This is a genomic window from Enterobacter kobei (assembly GCF_001729765.1).
Taxonomy (GTDB): domain Bacteria; phylum Pseudomonadota; class Gammaproteobacteria; order Enterobacterales; family Enterobacteriaceae; genus Enterobacter; species Enterobacter kobei.
On the sequence record NZ_CP017181.1, the window covers coordinates 3,063,650 to 3,082,206 of the forward strand.

The 18,557-nt window shown below is 54.2% G+C and carries 13 protein-coding genes and 1 pseudogene; 2 read left to right on the plus strand and 12 right to left on the minus strand.

Annotated elements, in window-relative coordinates:
- Positions 1-15: 15 nt before the first annotated feature.
- The 8 genes from wcaE to BFV64_RS14810 all read right to left on the minus strand — a co-directional run bounded on the left by wcaE (position 16) and on the right by BFV64_RS14810 (position 8,402).
- Entirely contained in the window at positions 16-762 is a 747-nt protein-coding gene (gene wcaE, locus BFV64_RS14775) for a colanic acid biosynthesis glycosyltransferase WcaE (protein WP_023330882.1), read from the minus strand.
- 16 nt (positions 763-778) lie between these two features.
- On the minus strand, positions 779-1,999 hold the full coding sequence (wcaD, locus tag BFV64_RS14780) for a colanic acid polymerase WcaD (RefSeq protein ID WP_014884505.1): 1,221 nt from the start codon (positions 1,997-1,999) through the stop codon (positions 779-781).
- Positions 1,974-3,191: a colanic acid biosynthesis glycosyltransferase WcaC gene (wcaC, locus tag BFV64_RS14785; RefSeq protein ID WP_014884506.1), complete on the minus strand. Its 1,218-nt coding sequence runs from the start codon at positions 3,189-3,191 to the stop codon at positions 1,974-1,976. The genes wcaD and wcaC overlap by 26 nt, the downstream gene beginning before the upstream one ends.
- Complete coding sequence (wcaB, locus tag BFV64_RS14790; RefSeq protein WP_014170825.1) at positions 3,188-3,679, minus strand: colanic acid biosynthesis acetyltransferase WcaB; 492 nt, start codon at positions 3,677-3,679, stop codon at positions 3,188-3,190. Before wcaB ends, wcaC begins: the two co-directional genes overlap by 4 nt.
- Entirely contained in the window at positions 3,679-4,521 is an 843-nt protein-coding gene (gene wcaA, locus BFV64_RS14795; protein WP_014884507.1) for a colanic acid biosynthesis glycosyltransferase WcaA, read from the minus strand. The genes wcaB and wcaA overlap by 1 nt, the downstream gene beginning before the upstream one ends.
- A 126-nt stretch (positions 4,522-4,647) precedes the next feature.
- Complete coding sequence (gene wzc, locus BFV64_RS14800; RefSeq protein ID WP_069602224.1) at positions 4,648-6,810, minus strand: tyrosine-protein kinase Wzc; 2,163 nt, start codon at positions 6,808-6,810, stop codon at positions 4,648-4,650.
- Between the two features lie 2 nt (positions 6,811-6,812).
- The gene (wzb, locus tag BFV64_RS14805) at positions 6,813-7,256 is read right to left on the minus strand and encodes a low molecular weight protein-tyrosine-phosphatase Wzb (RefSeq protein ID WP_014884509.1); all 444 of its coding nucleotides are present in this window, start codon (positions 7,254-7,256) and stop codon (positions 6,813-6,815) included.
- Between the two features lie 6 nt (positions 7,257-7,262).
- Complete coding sequence (locus tag BFV64_RS14810) at positions 7,263-8,402, minus strand: polysaccharide export protein (protein WP_069602225.1); 1,140 nt, start codon at positions 8,400-8,402, stop codon at positions 7,263-7,265.
- A gap of 693 nt (positions 8,403-9,095) precedes the next feature.
- On the opposite strand from BFV64_RS14810, the gene BFV64_RS14815 reads away from it, so the two are divergent.
- Positions 9,096-10,679 carry a TerC family protein gene (locus tag BFV64_RS14815; protein WP_023330884.1) on the plus strand — a complete coding sequence of 528 codons (1,584 nt, stop codon included), beginning with the start codon at positions 9,096-9,098 and terminating at the stop codon, positions 10,677-10,679.
- A 60-nt stretch (positions 10,680-10,739) separates the two neighbouring features.
- On the opposite strand, the gene asmA is transcribed toward BFV64_RS14815, so the two are convergent.
- The 3 genes from asmA to udk all read right to left on the minus strand — a co-directional run bounded on the left by asmA (position 10,740) and on the right by udk (position 13,927).
- Positions 10,740-12,590, minus strand: a complete 1,851-nt coding sequence (asmA, locus tag BFV64_RS14820; protein ID WP_045135114.1) for an outer membrane assembly protein AsmA — start codon at positions 12,588-12,590, stop codon at positions 10,740-10,742.
- 22 nt (positions 12,591-12,612) lie between these two features.
- Positions 12,613-13,194 (minus strand): dCTP deaminase, encoded by a 582-nt coding sequence (gene dcd / locus BFV64_RS14825; RefSeq protein ID WP_014884513.1) that lies wholly within the window; start codon positions 13,192-13,194, stop codon positions 12,613-12,615.
- A gap of 91 nt (positions 13,195-13,285) precedes the next feature.
- Positions 13,286-13,927 (minus strand): uridine kinase, encoded by a 642-nt coding sequence (gene udk / locus BFV64_RS14830; protein ID WP_008500855.1) that lies wholly within the window; start codon positions 13,925-13,927, stop codon positions 13,286-13,288.
- Positions 13,928-14,270: 343 nt separating this feature from the next.
- Between udk and BFV64_RS14835 the strand changes: the two genes are divergently transcribed.
- Positions 14,271-17,600, plus strand: a complete 3,330-nt coding sequence (locus BFV64_RS14835) for a diguanylate cyclase (protein ID WP_069602226.1) — start codon at positions 14,271-14,273, stop codon at positions 17,598-17,600.
- On the opposite strand, the pseudogene alkA reads toward BFV64_RS14835, so the two are convergent.
- A pseudogene (gene alkA, locus BFV64_RS14840) lies at positions 17,565-18,436 on the minus strand (DNA-3-methyladenine glycosylase 2). The gene BFV64_RS14835 and the pseudogene alkA sit on opposite strands and share 36 nt — an antisense overlap.
- Positions 18,437-18,557: the final 121 nt, after the last annotated feature.

The following is an 18,557-nucleotide window of genomic DNA, read 5'->3' on the forward strand; positions in this document are numbered from 1 at the left end:
TGCGTTTCCTTATATTCAGGCTTTGTTATATAAGGTTTTCGTTTTACCTGTCGTCCGCAGGCGTAATAAATAAGACAATTCCGCCCAGAACCCCGGCACGCGTAATATTTTGCGCTGCACGTTTTTGGCATCCTGGCACAATTCCAGATTATTCGATGTTGACACGCCACCCATTGAGAATTCAGAGACCAGTCCTTTAATTCGGCGGAACGGATAGCCCGACTTATACAGACTGGCGGCCAGGGCATAATCCGATGACACTTTATACTGCAAATCGTATGGCTGTTTTTTCAGACCGTTTACCGGGAAGAAAATGGCCTGATGGCTGGCGGGCAAACTGTGGTAGATATACCAGCCTGGCTTTGCGCTGCGGCACACTTTATGCCCATCACCAAAATCAAGCAGTGCATCGCCAATATACATGGCCTCCTCTTTCTGACGCGCCAGCTGACGGGCAAACAGCGCCACGTCATCATGGAAAACATCGCCAGAATTGAGGAAGATGGCATAACGACCCTGGGCCATGTTAATGCCCTTGTTCATCGCATCGTAAATGCCTTTATCTTTCTCGCTGATGTAACGTAAGTTGAACTCACCGTTGAGTTTTTCCAGAAACTCCGCCGTGCCATCGTTCGAGCCGCCGTCGACCACAATCCACTCAAAAGTGAGGCTTGGATCGCGCGCCAGGTTGCGCAGCGAGCGCCAGGTTTTTACCACCCCTTCGTAATTACGAAAAGCGACAGTAATGACGCTAAGAAACATAAATCACCTCATTTCGTCATACGTTCGTAATATTAAGCGCTTTGCGCAAAATAAACGGACAGACAATCAAGAAAGCATATTCCGGGCTAAATATTGACCCGGTAAAAAACAGCGACACCGGTGTAAACAGATAAAGTTGCACGCGAAAGTTCTGGTTATCACCAAACGCGTTAATCATCATTTTGAAAACTTTAAACAGATACCACAGCGTCAACAGTACGGCGAACCACGAAAAATAAATAATTAACAGATACAGACCATTGTCTATGGTTTTACCGACATCCGCACCGTTAAAGATTCCGAATGATGCAACATATTCGTAAAGTGAGCCGAATCTTACTACACCATCAATATGGGTTAAGGAATAACCCACCATCACCAGCGGACCAATGATGCGATAATAGGACGATGAGCCTTCTGTTCCCAAATCTCCCAGACGTTCTGAGATGTACGGGAACGCAAATATCACGCCGACCAAAAATACCGTCAGGGAGATAATCGCCAGCGGCAGTTTTTTCTTAATCGCATCTTTGTTCAGGTACTGGAACGCCCACTCCAGCAGGTAAAACAGGATAAATGTCATTACCCCTGAGAACGATCCAGACAGAACAATTCCTGCAAGAATCATAGCATCGGTCTTAGGTGTTTTGATACCAAACTGTTTGATGCTGAGCCAAATTGAGATTAACGCCAGAGCGAAGAACGCCGGTTCAAAATAGAGGGCCGTGGTACGTTTTCCGCCAAACTTAATGAAGTTCAATACATAGCTGTTGCTGTAAATGAGATATTTCGAAATTATCTCCATCAGGCTGCTGCCACCGGTGAGAATAATTTGCGCCATTTCCAGTGCAGCAAGCATAACAATTAACGCAACGGCAATATAAAAGAACCTGAGGATTTTCCGATAATTGTGCGGAGAAATCGTTTTAAACCGAATACTCCAGACCATGCCGATAATAATGACAATATAGACAAACAGCATGGTGGAGGTGACGTATTTACTGGCATCCAGTGACTGGCCAAAGATGTAGTTAAACAGCGTCAGGCCCGTGCCCAACCCCAGGGCAATCATCAGCTTCTTCAGGTTGATTTTATCGACATACAGCAGAAGCAGAACGGGCAAGAAGGTGACGATGGTTATCGGGAAGCTTTCGCCAAGCTGGGCAATTTTGACGTTGACCAGCAGGTAGATCAGCGGCAGCAGCAGATAACTACAGATTCTGATAGAACGAGACATACTCCTCCAGCATCTGTTGTCCACTGTAGGCCTTGCGGCTGCGGTTGCGGAACGATTCCAGGTCAGTGCCAAAAACAGTCTCAGCGATCTGCGCTTTCGGCATCTGCACCAGCGGCAGCACTTCCCCTTCCGAGAACGTTTTACCGCCCGACTTTTCCAGCACTTCACGCGCGGCATCGCTGTGGGTGGCAATCACCGGCACGCCGATGGAAAGCGCTTCGCAGAGGATCAGCGGGTAGTTATCCACGCGGGAGCTGAACACCAGCGCATCCATGCCGTTCAGCGCGCTCATCAGTTTGCGCTTGTCGGTTTCAAACCCGTGGTTCACGACGTTCGCCCCTTCGAACGGGGAAAACTTGCCGAAGGTATGCAGTTCAATCTTGTCACCGAGCGCCATCATGTCGCGCACCAGCTGCTGGTTGGTTTTGCCGTCGTAACGCAGGTCATGCGCAACGATGGCGATTTTCGGTTTACCCGCGGTGTCCGCCACCGGCGTCAGCTCCGCCAGAATGGCTTCCGTCGCCACGTCGATACCGTTGTTGATAATCTGGCAGCGCCCTGCCCCGTAAAGGCTGTTGAAGGCATCGGCCACGTGCTGGCTCGGGGAGATAAACGTGCAGCCGAGCGAGAGCATGTCGCGGAACAGTTTGCGCTTGCCGGTTACCAGCTGGTGAGCACGATCCACTTTCACCGGCGGGTAGTTGCTTAACGTCGGGCATTTCTGGCAGTTATCCTTCCAGCCTTCGCAGCCGTCGGTAAATGCGCAGCGTCCGGTCACGCTCCAGTGATCGTGCAGCGTCCAGACGAAGCGTGTATCAGGCTTGTGCGCCTGCACCTTCTGACAAAACGCCACCACCTCTTCCAGATTCAGCCAGTAGCTGTGCAGGACGTGGAAATGCAGTACAACCGGGCCCGTGGTTCGGGTCACAGTGCGATAAAGATTATTCAGGTTGCCAAACAGATCGCGGTTAAACAGGCGGAACAAGGCAATGTTGGCCATCGAGGTCAGACGCGGCGTGTGCTTTTGCACCTGCGGGAAGTTATCGTGACTGACGCTTTTCTTGCCGCCTTTGCCGTAGCCATAAATAAAACGAGACTGAAGTCCTTTTTGCAGTGCGCGCTGGTGCAGATCCAGGGCCACGCCTGCCGCTCCGCCTTCAGCGAGGCGGACGTTAAATTGCAGAATGTTCATTTAATCACCTTCACGCGGGCCTTTTCTCCCACCACCAGCGCGTTGTCCGGAATGCTGTCCAGCACCACGCTGCCCGCACCAATCGTCACGTTGTTACCGATGGTAATGTCACCAATGATCACCACGTTCGCGCCCAGCTCGACGTTATTGCCGATAACCGGGCAGGCCAGGCTGTCTGGCCCTCGGTTGCCAATGGTGACCGCATGACGAATGGTGAAATCATCCCCGGCGACCACGAACTTATTGATCACCACCGCATAGCCGTGGTGAATGGTAAAGCGGCGGCCAATGGTGGCAGCGGCCTGAATTTCATAACCAAAAAAGCATTCAGTAATAATGCGGTACAGCACCAGAACCGGCGCTGCCCAAAGGTTGTTCAGCACGTTTTTCTTACGCCACACCGAACAAAAATGCGCGATACGGTACGCCAGGACCATGCAGCATGGGCGCAGGCTCCAGCTGTTTGCGCGGCAATCTTCAAGAAACATTATTTCCCCCGAAGTCCATCAGCCAGACGTTTGCCGTTACGGACGGACAGCAGCGTCAGCAGCGTGCGCCAGTTCATGCGCTTATTGCGGATCTGATAGAGGGTAAAGAGCTGATACTTCCGGCTGGCACGGTCGAACTTGTCCTTATGCTTGCGGTAAAAATGGAAGTAGCCCGAGAACTTCTTCGGCGAGGAGGTAATTTGCATCTCCCCGTGATTGATGTGCAGGATCTGCGTGGCCTCTTCCACTTTCCACGGTTCGCCATACTCAACCACCATCCGCAAGAAGATGTCGTAATCCTGCGCGGCTTTCAGTTCGGTATCGAACAGGCACTCCTTAAAGCGCCATGCCCAGGTGAAAACCTGATTGCCGATAATGTTGCGCTTGTAGAACAGGCGGCGAGAATAGGGTGATTTCGGGTACAGCGGCAGGCTGGCAGGCTGCGAATAAACTTCACCCTGACAGACATAGTCGTTGGCATAAAGGAACGCATGCGTCACCAGCTGTGCTTTATGTGAAAGGAAGACAGACAGTCGGTTCGGGGTCCATTCGTCATCGTCGTCGATGCCGGTCAGATACTGCCCTTTGGCCTGCATAATCGCCTGGTTACGCACCGCGCACGCCCCGGAGTTAATCGGGTTATGGGTGTACATCACGCGCGGGTCATTGAGATCGGTGACAAATTTTTGCAGCTGTTCATACGAAGAAGAACAGTCATCCACGATGATCAGTTCCCAGTTGTCATAATCCTGACGTAACACCGACTTGATTGCGCGGATCGCCAGCTGCTGACGATTCCATGTCGGCATATAGATAGAAATCAAAGGGCGTTGTGTGGTCATTTCTTTCTCCTACCCCTCACCCCGGCCCTCTCCCCTGAGGGGATAGGGTGAAAGCGGCACCGAACAGTCCCCTCTCCCCTCAGGGGAGAGGGTTAGGGTGAGGGGTGTAAGGGTATGTTTTGGCTGTTATTTACTGTCAGACCTATATTCGTACTCGTAATAACCGTAATCCTGATACCCGGTCGCGCGGCGGAAGATGGAGTTCAGGATCACCCCTTTCACCTCAATCCCGTTCTGCTCGAAGCGGCTCAGGCTGGTTTCCACTTCTTTCAGGGTGTTCACCGCGTAACGTGCCACCATCAGGGTGGTACCCGCATGGCGACCTACCACGGCGGCATCGGTCACGGCCAGAATCGGCGGCGTATCGATCAGCACCAGGTCATAGTGTTTGCTCGCCCACTCAATCAACTGGGTGAAGCGTTCGCTCATCAGCAGTTCCGACGGGTTAGGCGGTATCTGACCACGTGGGATCAGATCGAATCTCGGAATCGAGGTCGGCTTGGCGCTCTGGCTAATCTCCCCCTGCCCCAGCAGGATTTCCGACAGACCGTTAACGTTATTGGTGCCCAGCAGCTCGTGGGTATAACCCTTGCGCATATCGCAGTCGATCAGCAGCACGCGTTTGTTGGTCTGGCTGACGACGGCCGCCAGGTTGGCGCAGACAAAGGTCTTACCGATTGACGGACTGACACCGGTTAACATCAGGACGTTGTTTTTGGCCTGCATCATGGCGAAGTGCAGGCTGGTACGCAGGCTACGTATCGCTTCAATCGCCAGGTCCGTCGGGTTACCCACGGCCAGCAACTGGCTCTGTTTGTACCGCTTAACGCCTTTAATGGTTTTCACGCTGTCACGGGATTTTTGCCACTCGGAAAGCGGGATGCTGGCATAGACGTTGATACCACTCTCTTCCAGCGCCTGCGGGCTTTCAATTCCGCGGTTGAACAGCGAGCGCAGCAGCACACCGACAATGGAGAGCATCAGGCCGAGAATAATGCTGCCGAGAACGATCAGCGCTTTCTTCGGCTTCAGCACGCCCGGCTGGGTAATCGCCGGGTCGACGATGCGCACATCACCCACGGTACTGGCTTCGGTGATTTTCAGCTCCTGCTGTTTGTTCAGCAGTTGCATGTACACCTGCTGACCAGATTCCACGTCGCGGGTCAGACGCACAATTTCCTGCTGCGTTTTCGGCATCGCGGTCACGCGGTCGTTCAGCTTCGCCTTCTCTTCTTCCAGCGTGCGACGTTTTTCCAGCAGCGTCCGGTAGGCCGGGTGGCGTTTGGTGTACAGCTTGGAAATCTCCGCCTCTTTGAAAGTCAGCTCGTTGAGCTGGGCGTCGATGTTAACCATTGAATCAAGAACAGACTTCGCCTCCAGCGGCAGGTCAACAGAGTCTTTATCCTGACGGTAAGCGTTCAGTTTATTCTCGGCATCATCCAGACGGGCCCGCACTTCCGGGAGCTGTTTAGCAAGGAAAGCCAGGCTTTTAGCCGCTTCCGCCGACTTACGCTCAACGTTCTGCTCAAGATAGTTGCGGGTGATGCTGTTCAGGATGTCGCGGATTTGATCTTTATCTTCACCGGTAAAGGTCATGCTCAGCACGCCGGTGTCCTTACCGTTTTCAGTCACGGTGAGGTTGTTTTGCAGATTGTTGATCATTCCCAGCGTGGAGAATTTGGTCACGGTGAACTCGCCGCCCTCCTGGGCATGAATGGCGCTCACCATCATGCTGACGCCATCTTTCGTCAGCATCTGGCCCACTTCGCCGCGCGCGCTGAATCCCGCATCGCTGGTCAACTGGTACTGTTTCGGACCCAGCACCGTCAGGGTAAAGGTTTGATCGCCCGCCCCTTTCGGCAGCACAAAGTCAGTCACCTTTACCGTATCGTTGCTTCGTCCCATCAGGCGATCCCAGCCGGCACCAAAGATCGGGAAGGTATTTTTGGTGACGGAGATATCGAGACCGAGGTCGTGAACCGTTTTCCCCAGTACCAGACGTGACTGAATCAGCTGAATTTCAGCGTCGGATGCCGGTGGTTTGTTCGCCAGCGCAGAGCCAATATCCTGCACCAGCGAGTTGCCGGTATTTTGCTCAATCTGCACCAGCGCGTCGGCGCTGTAGATAGGCGTGGCGAACAGCGTGTAGACGACGGCTGCCGCGGCAAACACAGCGGTAATGCCAAGCACCCACCACTTTGCCTCGATAACCGTGCCGACCAGGCGACCAATATCAATTTCATCACTGCCCGAAGTCGGGGCGGCAGAAGGTCTTGTTTTTTCTGTCATTGTTATCCCTGCTGAGCTTTCAGTGCCTGCGCCCACTGTTGGGCAGACTGGTCAAGTAAGGTGTAAACCGCCTCGAAGGCCTCATGGCTTTTGCGATACGGATCGGGGATTTCGCGTTCATTGTCCCAGTGACCAAACAGCATCACCTTGCCGCGCATCTCCGGTGCGATATCGCATAGCGCATGAATATGGCGTTTTTCCATTGCCAGGATCAGGTCATATTCCCGGCACATGCGGCCGGTGACCTGGCGGGCAATATGCCCGTCAAGGGAGAGGTTATGATCGCGGGCTACGCTCGTTGCGCGCTCATCGGCCGCTTTACCGACCAGCGCGCCAAGGCCTGCGGACTCGACGGTCAGTTCAGGCTGGTAGTGTTTCAACAACCGCTCTGCCGTCGGGGAACGGCAAATGTTCCCCACGCATACCACCAGAATTTTGTTAAACATCGCGGATTACCAGGTATGAATGTCGCGCGCCGTATCCGTCATGTAGCGAACGCCACTGATGGTTGGCAGCAACTGGTTGATCAGACGGTTCCAGCGGGCAACCGGCGCGGTAGTGACATACACCACATCGTATGGCTGGAGGCGGAACGACGTTGCCATCACCAGCGAGGTGGCGTCGGACATATCGAGCTGGTAAATGTTGGCAATCTTGCCTTTGTTGCTGGCGTCGTCCTTAAGTGGGCGAATCACGAAGATGCCGCTGGCGTTGGAGGAGGTCAGATCGATGCCTTCCGCATTGCCCAGCGCTTCGGTCAGCGTCATGCCGCTGAAGTCCATTTTGAGGGTGCTCTGTTTCTTCACTTCACCCATCACGAAGACTTTTAGATCGTCATTGCGCGGTACGTAGAGAATATCGCCCGGATAGAGCAGGCGGTTCTGGGTCAGATCGCCGTTTTGCATCAGCGCCTGCAGTGAGATGCGCTGCTCTTTGCCGTTGTGGGTCAGGACCACGTTGCGCCAGTCGGCATCGTCGGTTAACCCGCCTGCGGCGTTAATGGCATCCAGAACGGTTAACGGTACGTTGGTGATGGCCTGCTGGCCGGATTTATTGACCTGGCCGGAAATGTAGGCTTTTTGCGAGCGGAATGCGGCAATATTAACGTCCACCTGCGGATCGGCGATGTACTGCGCTAAGCGGCCGGTAATATCACTCCGGATCTCGGCAAGGGTTTTCCCGGCAACATGGACTTTACCAATGTAGGGGTAGAACATCGTGCCATCTGACTGTACCCAGTTCCCGGTGTCGCTTGAGCTACGGTACTGGCCCGCAGGCGTGGTCAGTTCAGGGTGGTCCCAGACGGTCACGTTGATCACGTCACCCGGCCCCACGCGATACTGATAAGCGGCGATTTCCTGGTCCAGAGACATATTCGGCTGAGCAACATTCGGACGTGGGCGTAATTGTTCGACCAGACGTGGCGTAAGTGGATAAACATTCACCATTTTGTCGAGATCAAAATCGGCATCCTGTTGCTTGATCACATCCTTACCCATTGTTGACATATTGCTGCCGGGAAAGACCGTGCAACCACTCATCAAGGTCACAGACACCAATAATGGCATCAATTTCATTTTGGATTTCATCATTGATTATTTATCACTTTGGCAGAGTAATTATCCTGTGCAATTTAAATAAGCTTGGGTCGTATTGGGTTTCAGCATGCAGTTAATCAAATAGAAATATAACTGGCATCAGTCCTAAAAAAAGCTTATTCATCCATTGGCTATTGACAGAATAACCGAGGCTGATTCACACGCTTTCAGGCACGCTACCGCCCTTGGCTTTCAGTTACCAATCCACTGACTAAACAATGTGTTATGGATAGACACCCTCTTGAGCAAGGCCTTCTGGAAATATATCAGCCGGGTGAGACACCCAACGGATAATGAATAACCATCCCGGAAGACCAAAACAAAAATAGCAACAACAAGATTTAACATTTGATGCTGGGAGAATTGTTGCAGCTAACCTAATAGCAGGCAAGGAGACAACTGTCCTAATATCTGTTTTTAAGATTAATATTAAGAGCAAAGTTTTGACCTTTTAGGATTTTCTTTATATTGACAAGGCGGGAGTAAAAACCATTATCTGCGATATATCCTAAAATGTTCTCTTTATAATTAAATATACGTATTTTGCTTATTTACACCCCGATGAGTTTGCTCTCTTTTAAGCGTTTCGTATTAAGAGAAATCTCAGCCCGGCATTGCAATTTTCCCCGGCTTTATCCATGATCGAAGTGTGACAATCGTCATATAACAGAAGGTATTGCTATTACTATGGAATGGATTGCCGATCCATCAATCTGGGCCGGGCTGGTGACGCTGGTCGTCATCGAATTAGTGCTCGGGATTGATAATCTGGTCTTTATTGCCATCCTCGCTGAAAAACTGCCCCCTTCCCAGCGCGATCGCGCGCGCGTAACGGGCCTGCTGCTGGCGATGGTGATGCGTTTACTGTTGCTGGCCTCTATCTCCTGGATGGTTACACTCACGCAACCGCTGTTCTCCGTTCACGGCCTCAGCTTTAGCGCCCGCGATCTGATCATGCTCTTCGGCGGGTTGTTCCTGCTGTTCAAAGCCACGGTAGAGCTCAATGAACGGCTCGAAGGTAAAGACAGCGAGAACCCGACCCAGCGACGTGGCGCGAGATTCTGGCCGGTGGTAGCGCAAATCGTGGTGCTGGATGCCGTCTTCTCCTTGGATTCGGTGATCACCGCCGTCGGGATGGTGGACCATCTGGCCGTTATGATGGCAGCGGTGATTATCGCCATCACGCTGATGGTGATGGCGAGCAAGGCACTCACCCGCTTTGTGAACAGCCACCCGACCATCGTGATCCTCTGCCTGAGCTTCCTGCTGATGATTGGCTTTAGCCTGGTGGCCGACGGTTTTGGCTTCCACATTCCGAAAGGCTATTTGTACGCCGCCATTGGTTTCTCCGTCATGATTGAAGCGCTTAACCAGCTGGCGATATTTAACCGCCGCCGCTTCCTTTCCGCTAATCAGACCCTGCGTCAGCGCACGGCCGACACCGTTATGCGCCTGCTGAGCGGTAAAAAAGAGGATGCAGAGCTGGACGCCGAATCTGCTGCCATGCTGGCCGATCACAGCGACGGGCAGATCTTTAACCCGCAGGAGCGCCTGATGATTGAGCGAGTGCTTAACCTTAATGAGCGCACGGTCAGCAGCATCATGACTTCCCGGCATGACATTGAGCATATCGATCTGACGGCACCCGAAGAGCACATCCGCGCCCTGCTGGATAAAAACCAGCACACGCGCGTGGTGGTGACCGGCGGTGAAGAGGAAGAAGAATTACTGGGCGTCGTGCACGTTATCGACCTGCTCCAGCAGCAGCTGCACGGGGAGGCGCTCAATCTGCGCGCCCTGGTACGCCAGCCCCTGGTCTTCCCGGAAGGATTGCAATTGCTCTCTGCCCTTGAGCAATTCCGAAATGCGCGAACGCACTTTGCCTTTGTGGTGGATGAGTTTGGTTCGGTTGAAGGGCTGGTCACGCTCAGCGACGTGATGGAAACCATTGCCGGCAATTTGCCAAACGAAGTGGATGAGATTGATGCCCGCCATGATATTCAGAAAAACGCCGACGGCTCGTGGACGGCCAACGGCCATATGCCGCTGGAAGACCTGGTGCAGTATGTGCCGCTGCCGCTGGATGAAAAGCGGGAGTACCACACCATTGCGGGCCTGCTGATGGAATACTTACAGCGTATCCCGCAGCCAGGTGAAGAGGTTCAGGTAGGTGACTATCGGCTTAAAACGCTGCAGATTGAAAACCATCGCGTGCAGAAAGTGCAGCTCATTCCACTGCGGGATGAGGAAGAACTGGATTTTGAGGTGTAGGTAAAAGCAAAACGGCAACCCCGTTGCCGTTTTTTGTGTTTGCACCCGGCAAAAACAGCATCAAAGCTTATCCAGCAGTTTCTTCACATCCTTGCCGTTCTGGGAATCTTTATTACGATCTGCCCAGCTATTAAGCCGACGTTTCGCTTCATCCTGCAGATGCTTACGCAGGATCTGATCCACCTGAAGGCTGTAATTCAGCGCCTGCCATTTACCATAGACGCTAAGCGGCACTGGCGTCTCTTTCAGGAAATCAATCAGCTTACTTTCGCCCTGCCAGCCGGAAAGTACCCGGACGTTAAAGCGCGTGTCCGCCGTCTCTTTGACCAGATCCAGCGAGCCTTCTCCGGTCAACGACAGCATAGAAGAGGTTCCCTGCATAGCTGCCAGCGTCAGTTGCCCGTTATCCAGCGTCAGATCCGTGGAGAAACTGTCGAGGCGCGTGACGCTATCGTAGTTTTCCTGCGCTTTGACGTCACTGCTGCGCTCCACTGCCTGCTGTACCAGCTGCTGGAAGTTAAGACCTTCCATACGGGAGTCTTTCAGGTCCACGTGCGCCTCGCCCTGCCATTCACGGCGGAAAGCTTCGGCATCAATTTTTGTGCCTGAGAAATCCCCCGCCAGCGTCAGCTGCCCTGTCAGGGATATCGGATAGTTAAAGGCTTTGAGGATGGTACCAATCTCAACGTTGTCGAGACGCGGCTGGAATTGCGCGCGGGTTTCGTCCTTACGCACGTCCAGCGTGCCAGGCAGTGAAAGATGCCCTGCCCCCATTTTGCCGCTCAGCTCGGAGATCACCAGCAACCCGTTGTGGTTAAACATCTGGCCGCTCACGTCGGTGAAGTCCATACCGCGCCAGCGCAGGCTGTTGGCTTTCAACAGGATATCGGCCGTGAATCCGCGCAGGGCGTTATAGTCAGGTTGATCAAGATTCGACGAGATAACCGGACGCGACACCGGCGGCTGGCTTTGTCCTGTCTGCACAGCATCGCTGTCCGTTGTGCCAGCCGGTAGCGGCGGCAGGATGTTTTCCAGGTTGAGCTTGTCAAACTGCAGGTTCAGCACCCATTTCGGCTTCTCTTCGAGCGTGACGCTCGCCTGCCCCTTCAGGCTGCTGTCATTGGCCTGCAGGTTGAGGTTATCCAGCTCCAGCTGTTTTTGTTCTTCGCGCCAGACGGCCTGCATCGTCCCCTGTCCGGTGATCCCCTGGGTCGGAAGATCTGCGCCCGTGAGCTGCCAGTTGAGCTGCTGAATATCGGCCGTCAGCTGATGGGGATAGTCTGACGCATTGACCCTGGCATTTAGCGAGAGGGTCAGATCGCGCTGGTCGCGATTCATTCGCCCGCTGAATTCCAGCGACGCAAGATGATGCGCATCCTGTTCCATCTGCAGATTAATATTGCGAACCGTAACCTGCTCTTGATCCTCATGCTGGAACACCAGCACGCTATCGGCAACTTTCAGTTTGGCAATATCAAAGGACCAGCCCGTATCGGACGGCTCATCCGGTAAGGTATTCTCACGCGGTGCAACCGGCGCATTCGCGTTGCGCACGGCTTCAGTCTGCTGGGTAAGCTGAATGACCGCCCCTTTGAGCATCACCTGGTTTACCTGCAACTGGTGAGAAATGAGGGGGATGAGCGCCACATCGAGACGCATATTGTCCGCAGACACGATCGGCTGGGTAGCGCCCGGTGCCGTTAACGACATGCGGCCAGAGAGAATGCTGAGCTGCGGCCAGACGTGCCAGCGTAGCGGCCCGTCGAGCTTCAGTTGGTAACCACTGCGCGCCTCGACCTGCCGCACCATGTAAGCGCGGAAATCGTTAGGGTTAACCAGCAGAACCAACGCCGAAAGGCCAGCAACCAGCACGACCAGCAAAATCATCAGCGTTGTCAGAACTCTTCTCATGGCATCCTCAATGGACTAACGATCAGTCTTTATCAATACGGCTGGCAACCGCACCCTGCTGGTCGCGGTATTTTGCGTCCTGCCGGCGGTTATAAGGCCTGTCTGCCGGGCCGGTTAGCGGTTCAAAGCTTAACGCACCAATCATCATGCCGGGGCGCAGCGCCAGCGGCAGTTTGCCGGCGTTGAAGAACTCCAGCACGATACGGCCCGACCAGCCGGGATCGATACGGTGCGCGGTCACGTGCACCATCAGCCCCAGACGGGCCAGAGAAGAACGGCCGTCCAGCCAGCCGACGAGGTCAGCAGGCAGGGTCACGGATTCGAACGTCACCGCCAGCGCCAGTTCACCTGGATGCAAATAAAAAGCGTCACCTTCGTCAATGACGATTTCGTCACTCATCACGCGATCGAGCGCGGCGCTGACTTCATCCTTCGGCCCGCTGAGGTCGATGAACGGTGCAGTATGGCCACTAAAGGTGCGGAATTTATTCCCCAACCGTACATCAACGGTCACCCCATTGATACGCTCTACAGGAGGACGTGGGGTAATAGACAAACGGCCTTCATCCAGCCAGGCTTCAATATCGCGATCACAAAGACGCATGGCACTTTCTCCTTTCATGCATCGACCCCTGAGACCTTAACATCTCAGGGTAAAACCAGGTTATCTCTGAACGGTACACAATTCGCGCGGCTTATTCAAAAAACTGGCTGATTTTCGCTTTTAAGATATCAATGGCAATGCGGTTTTTGCCTCCGCGCGGCACGATGATATCGGCGTATTGTTTGGAGGGCTCAATAAACTGCAGGAACATCGGACGGACCGTTTTCTGGTATTGCGCCATGACGGAATCCATCGAACGGCCGCGCTCGTTAACGTCTCGCTTGATGCGGCGCATCAGGCAAATATCCAGCGGGGTATCGACGAAAATCGAGAAGTTCATCGATTCACGCAGGCGAGCATCGGTCAGGAGCAGGATACCTTCAAGGATAATCACCTTTTTCGGCTCGATGCGGATCGTCTCCTGGGTGCGGGTGTGTTCTACGTAACTGTAAACGGGCAGCTCAATCGCCTGGCCGCTTTTGAGGGCTTCTAAATGCTGGAACAGTAAACTGTGATCCATTGCATTCGGGTGGTCATAGTTGGTTTTTACGCGCTCTTCCATCGACAGATGGGATTGATCTTTGTAATAGCTGTCTTCGGGAATGACGCCGATGTGCTCATCACCTACTTGTTCACGCAGTTCGCGATAAAGCGTACTGGCAATTAGACTTTTACCTGAAGCCGATGCGCCGGCGATGCCTATAATGACGCACTGATGAGACTTATCAGTCATAAATTTAGCGACCTGATTAACCTGGATGTTAAGGAAGGACGACGCCGGAGCGTCAAACGCGGCAATTATAGGGATTTCGCGGGCGTGATACCAGTCGAAAGCGCAGGTAATGCGAGACAGCCTGTAAAGTTGTGAATTGTTCCCTGAGTGAAATTTTAATGCGCGTTTTTTCAGCGTTTCACAGCGATTTTTTAACCTGTAACTATTTAATAAGTCTATGATGTCAAATTATGAGCAGTCGCCATATGAATTGTAAATTGTTTGTACTAGCATAAACCAAATTATCAAATTCACTCGTACGGACTTCTCTCCTGACGGCACGGCGTCTCTGGATAAAGCGGTAATGAATAAACAATACCAGCGGGTTTTGGTTACCACCCCACATCCTTTATTACGACTTGTCTGTCTGGGCCTGGTCACCTTTATCTTTACCTTATTTTCGCTGGAGCTTACCCGCTTCGGCACCCTGCTGGCGCCGCTCTGGTTCCCCACCGCCATCATGATGGTGGCGTTTTACCGCCACGCGGGAAAAATGTGGCCGGGCATTGCCCTGGCCTGTTCGTTCGGCAATATTCTGGCCTCGTGGATGTTGTTCTCGTGGGGGGCGATTAACCTCACCTACACCGCCATATATGTGATTGAGGCCGTCGTCGGTGCATTACTACTGCGCAAACTGCTCCCGTGGTATAACCCGCTGCAAAATTTAAGTGACTGGATCCGTCTGGCGATGGGCAGCGCGCTGGTGCCGCCGCTGGTAGGCGGTATTCTGGTGATTTTTCTGGTTCCCGGTCCTGAGCCACTGCGCGATTTCATTGTGTGGGTGTTATCTGAATCCATTGGCGCGCTGGCACTGGTGCCGCTGGGATTACTGTTTAAACCCCACTACCTGCTGCGCCACCGTGATCCGCGACTGCTGCTGGAAACGCTGCTCACAATGGCCGTGACGTTGGCCCTGAGTTGGGCAGCCATCACCTGGCTTCCATGGCCATTTACCTGCGTGATCGTCCTGCTTATGTGGAGCGCCGTGCGCTTACCGCGAATGGAAGCGTTCCTGGTGTTTCTGGTCACCGTGATGGTCGTGTCCCTGATGATTGCCCATAACCCTGAGGCGCTGACCACCCAACACGAAGGGCCGATGATCAACGCGCCCTGGCTGCCGTTCCTGATGCTGCTTCTCCCGGCGAACGTGATGACCATGGTGATGTATGCCTTCCGTGCCGAACGCAAACACATCACTGAAAGCGAAGCGCGTTTTCGTAATGCGATGGAGTATTCCGCCATCGGGATGGCGTTAGTCAGCATTGAGGGGCAGTGGCTACAGGCCAACAAAGCGCTGTGCAATTTCCTCGGTTACAGCCAGTCCGAACTACAGTCACTCACCTTCCAGCAGCTCACCTGGCCGGAAGATTTGCACACCGACCTCGAACAGCTGGAGCAGCTGGTCAACGGCGACATCAACACCTATACCCTTGAAAAGCGCTATTACACGCGCAACGGTGAAGTGGTCTGGGCGCTGCTTGCCGTCTCCGTTGTGCGCCATGCCGACGGCTCGCCGCTCTATTTTATCGCCCAGATTGAAGACATTAACGACCTGAAGCAGACCGAGTGGGTCAACAAACGCCTGATGGAACGTATTACGCTGGCCAACGAAGCGGGCGGCATCGGCATCTGGGAGTGGGATCTTGAGCCTGACATCATCAGCTGGGATAAGCGGATGTTCGAACTGTATGAAATCCCACCGCACATCAAACCCACCTGGCAGCTCTGGCACGACACGATGCTGCCAGAAGACCGCGCCCATGCAGAACAGGTGCTGCGGGATTCACTGATCTCACGTCTGCCGTTTAAGCTGGAATTCCGTATCCGCGTGAAGGAAGGCGTGCGCCATATTCGCTCCCTGGCAAACCGGGTGTTGAATAAAGAGGGCGAAGTCGAGCGTTTGCTTGGCATCAACATGGACATGACCGAGGTTAAGCAGCTTAACGAGGCGCTGTTCCAGGAAAAAGAGCGTCTGCATATCACGCTCGACTCCATCGGCGAAGCCGTGCTCTGTACCGATATCGACATGAACGTCACCTTTATGAACCCGGTCGCCGAGAAGATGAGCGGCTGGCTGCAAACCGAGGCTATCGGCCAGCCGGTTCTCAAGGTATTACACATCACGTTTGGGGAGCGAGGGCCGCTGATGGAGAACATCCACAGCGGGGATATGTCACGCTCAGATATCGACCAGGACGTGGTGCTGAACCGCCGCACGGGTGGAGCGTTTGACATCCATTACAGCATTACGCCACTCAGCACGCTGGATGGACAAAGTATCGGCTCGGTTATCGTTATTCAGGATGTCACCGAGTCGCGCAAAATGCTGCGTCAGCTGAGTTACAGCGCGTCGCACGATGCCCTGACCCACCTGGCAAACCGGGTCAGCTTTGAAAACCACCTCAAACGACTCCTGCAAACGGTTCGTGAGACGCGGCAGCGTCATGCGCTGGTCTTTATCGATCTGGACCGCTTCAAAGCCGTCAATGATACCGCAGGCCATGCGGCGGGCGATGCCCTGCTGCGGGAACTCTCTTCCATGATGTTAACCATGCTGCGCTCCAGCGATGTGCTGGCGCGTCTGGGGGGTGATGAGTTTGGGCTGTTGTTGCCGGACTGCAATATTGAGAGCGCACGCTATATCACCGGTCGTCTGGTCCATAGCATCAACGACTATCACTTTATGTGGGAAGGCCGCCTGCATCGAATTGGCGCCAGCGCCGGGATCACGCTGATCGATGAACATAACCACCTGGCGTCAGAAGTGATGTCACAGGCAGATATTGCCTGTTATGCCTCCAAAAACAGCGGGCGCGGCATCGTGACGGTTTACGAACCGCAGCAGGAGCGGGATCACAGCACGCGCAGCATGATGTCGCTGGACGAACAATGGCACATGATCAAAGACAATCACCTGATGATGATAGCCCGTAGCGTCGCCTCTCCTCGCATACCGGAGAGCTGTAATTTCTGGCTGATTTCGCTGCGCCTGTGGACCAGCCAGGGCGAAGTCCTGGAGGAACACGCCTTCCGTTCTGGACTGGCAGAGCCGGAACTGCTGCACGCCCTCGACAGACGCATCTTTAGCGACTTCTTCCGGACATCTGCCGCCAGGATCGCCAGTAAAGGCATGGGGATCGCATTGCCGCTTTCGGCAGCCGGTTTAGCCAGCGTGACGCTGGTCGACGAACTCCTCGATCTTCTTGATAAAAGCCCAATGCCGGGCCGTCTGCTGCATCTGGTGATCCCTGCCGGCGTGGTGTGTGATTCGGATGAGAATCTGCAGCGGGGTTTACAAAAGCTTCGCCAGGCGGGCTGCCGCGTGATCCTCAGCCAGATAGGCCGCGACATGGACATTTTCACCCACCTGAGTCCGAACATGGCCGATTACCTGATGCTGGATGCCGAAGTCGTGAGCAACGTCTATGGCAACCTGATGGATGAGATGATGGTGACCATCGTTCAGGGCCATGCCCAGCGTCTGGGGATGAGAACCATCGCAGGCCCCTGTAATCAGCCCATCATGATGGATACGCTTTCCGGCATTGGCATTGATTTTATCTATGGTGACACCATCGCCGAGCCGCAGCCGCTGGATCTACTGCTCAACACCAGTTATTTCGCCATCAACTGACGGGCCCAGCCGTCGGTATACCAGATGTGCAGCAGCGCGTAGGAGCGCCATGGCTGCCAGCGCTCGGCATAGCGACGAATTTGCGCAGGCGTCATCCCGGCGAAACGTTGCTTAATCAGATAATCATCCGGAAGAAACACATCTTTCGCCTGCCAGCCGCGAAGGGCGAGGTAATTTGCCGTCCAGCGGCCAATACCCGGCCGTTGTTGTAACGCCTTCATGCCTGCCTCAACGTCCTCAGGCGGCGTGAGCGGAAACGTCCCGTCGACGACCGACTGTGCCAGATGAATCAGCGATTCCGCGCGTTTGACCGGCATCCCGAGCGCTTTGAGCGCCAGCGGGTCGGCAGCCGCCAGGGCTTGTGGGGAGGGAAAGCAGACATAGCCCGGCGCATCCTTGACCGGCTCACCGCACAGGGCGACAACGCGTGAAGCCAGTTTCGCCGCCATCGCCACGCTGACCAGTTGACCCAGAATGGCCCGCACGCCCTGTTCGTAGGCATCCATCGCCCCGGGCAAACGCAGGCCTGGCCGCGCGGCGCCGAGATCGCCCAAAGTCCGGTGGACGTCCTGCGGATCGCAGGCAAGATCGAACAGACGCCCGATACGCTCAAGGCAAAGTCCGGCCACCGGCGTTAACCCCGGGCTGAGCGTGACCTGTAGCGTATGGGTTTGCGTGTCCGGCGTAACGCGGAAGATCCCCTGATGCCCTTCACAGGCAAAACTGCGCTCGTAATAGCTTTCCGTGACCGTCTCAACCCCCGCCACCGCACGGGCGCCAAGAAAGCTAAACATCCATTGCCAGTCGTAAGGGGGGTGCCAGGTCAGGGTATACATTGTCGCTCCTTTTTTGTTCCCCTCAGGATAAACTGAAAAAGCGTGTTACGCCTTGCTTTCATATTCCTGTTGTCGCCGGACAGGCATTCCGCTAAAGTCTCGCCCCTTCTCACTGGCATGG

Bases quoted from the DNA above. Each gene is read 5' to 3' on its own strand.
- wcaE (WP_023330882.1), bottom strand. From the start codon at position 762: ATGTTTCTTAGCGTCATTACTGTCGCTTTTCGTAATTACGAAGGGGTG.
- wcaD (WP_014884505.1), bottom strand. From the start codon at position 1,999: ATGTCTCGTTCTATCAGAATCTGTAGTTATCTGCTGCTGCCGCTGATC.
- wcaC (WP_014884506.1), bottom strand. From the start codon at position 3,191: ATGAACATTCTGCAATTTAACGTCCGCCTCGCTGAAGGCGGAGCGGCA.
- wcaB (WP_014170825.1), bottom strand. From the start codon at position 3,679: ATGTTTCTTGAAGATTGCCGCGCAAACAGCTGGAGCCTGCGCCCATGC.
- wcaA (WP_014884507.1), bottom strand. From the start codon at position 4,521: ATGACCACACAACGCCCTTTGATTTCTATCTATATGCCGACATGGAAT.
- wzc (WP_069602224.1), bottom strand. From the start codon at position 6,810: ATGACAGAAAAAACAAGACCTTCTGCCGCCCCGACTTCGGGCAGTGAT.
- wzb (WP_014884509.1), bottom strand. From the start codon at position 7,256: ATGTTTAACAAAATTCTGGTGGTATGCGTGGGGAACATTTGCCGTTCC.
- BFV64_RS14810 (WP_069602225.1), bottom strand. From the start codon at position 8,402: ATGATGAAATCCAAAATGAAATTGATGCCATTATTGGTGTCTGTGACC.
- BFV64_RS14815 (WP_023330884.1), top strand. From the start codon at position 9,096: ATGGAATGGATTGCCGATCCATCAATCTGGGCCGGGCTGGTGACGCTG.
- asmA (WP_045135114.1), bottom strand. From the start codon at position 12,590: ATGAGAAGAGTTCTGACAACGCTGATGATTTTGCTGGTCGTGCTGGTT.
- dcd (WP_014884513.1), bottom strand. From the start codon at position 13,194: ATGCGTCTTTGTGATCGCGATATTGAAGCCTGGCTGGATGAAGGCCGT.
- udk (WP_008500855.1), bottom strand. From the start codon at position 13,927: ATGACTGATAAGTCTCATCAGTGCGTCATTATAGGCATCGCCGGCGCA.
- BFV64_RS14835 (WP_069602226.1), top strand. From the start codon at position 14,271: ATGAATAAACAATACCAGCGGGTTTTGGTTACCACCCCACATCCTTTA.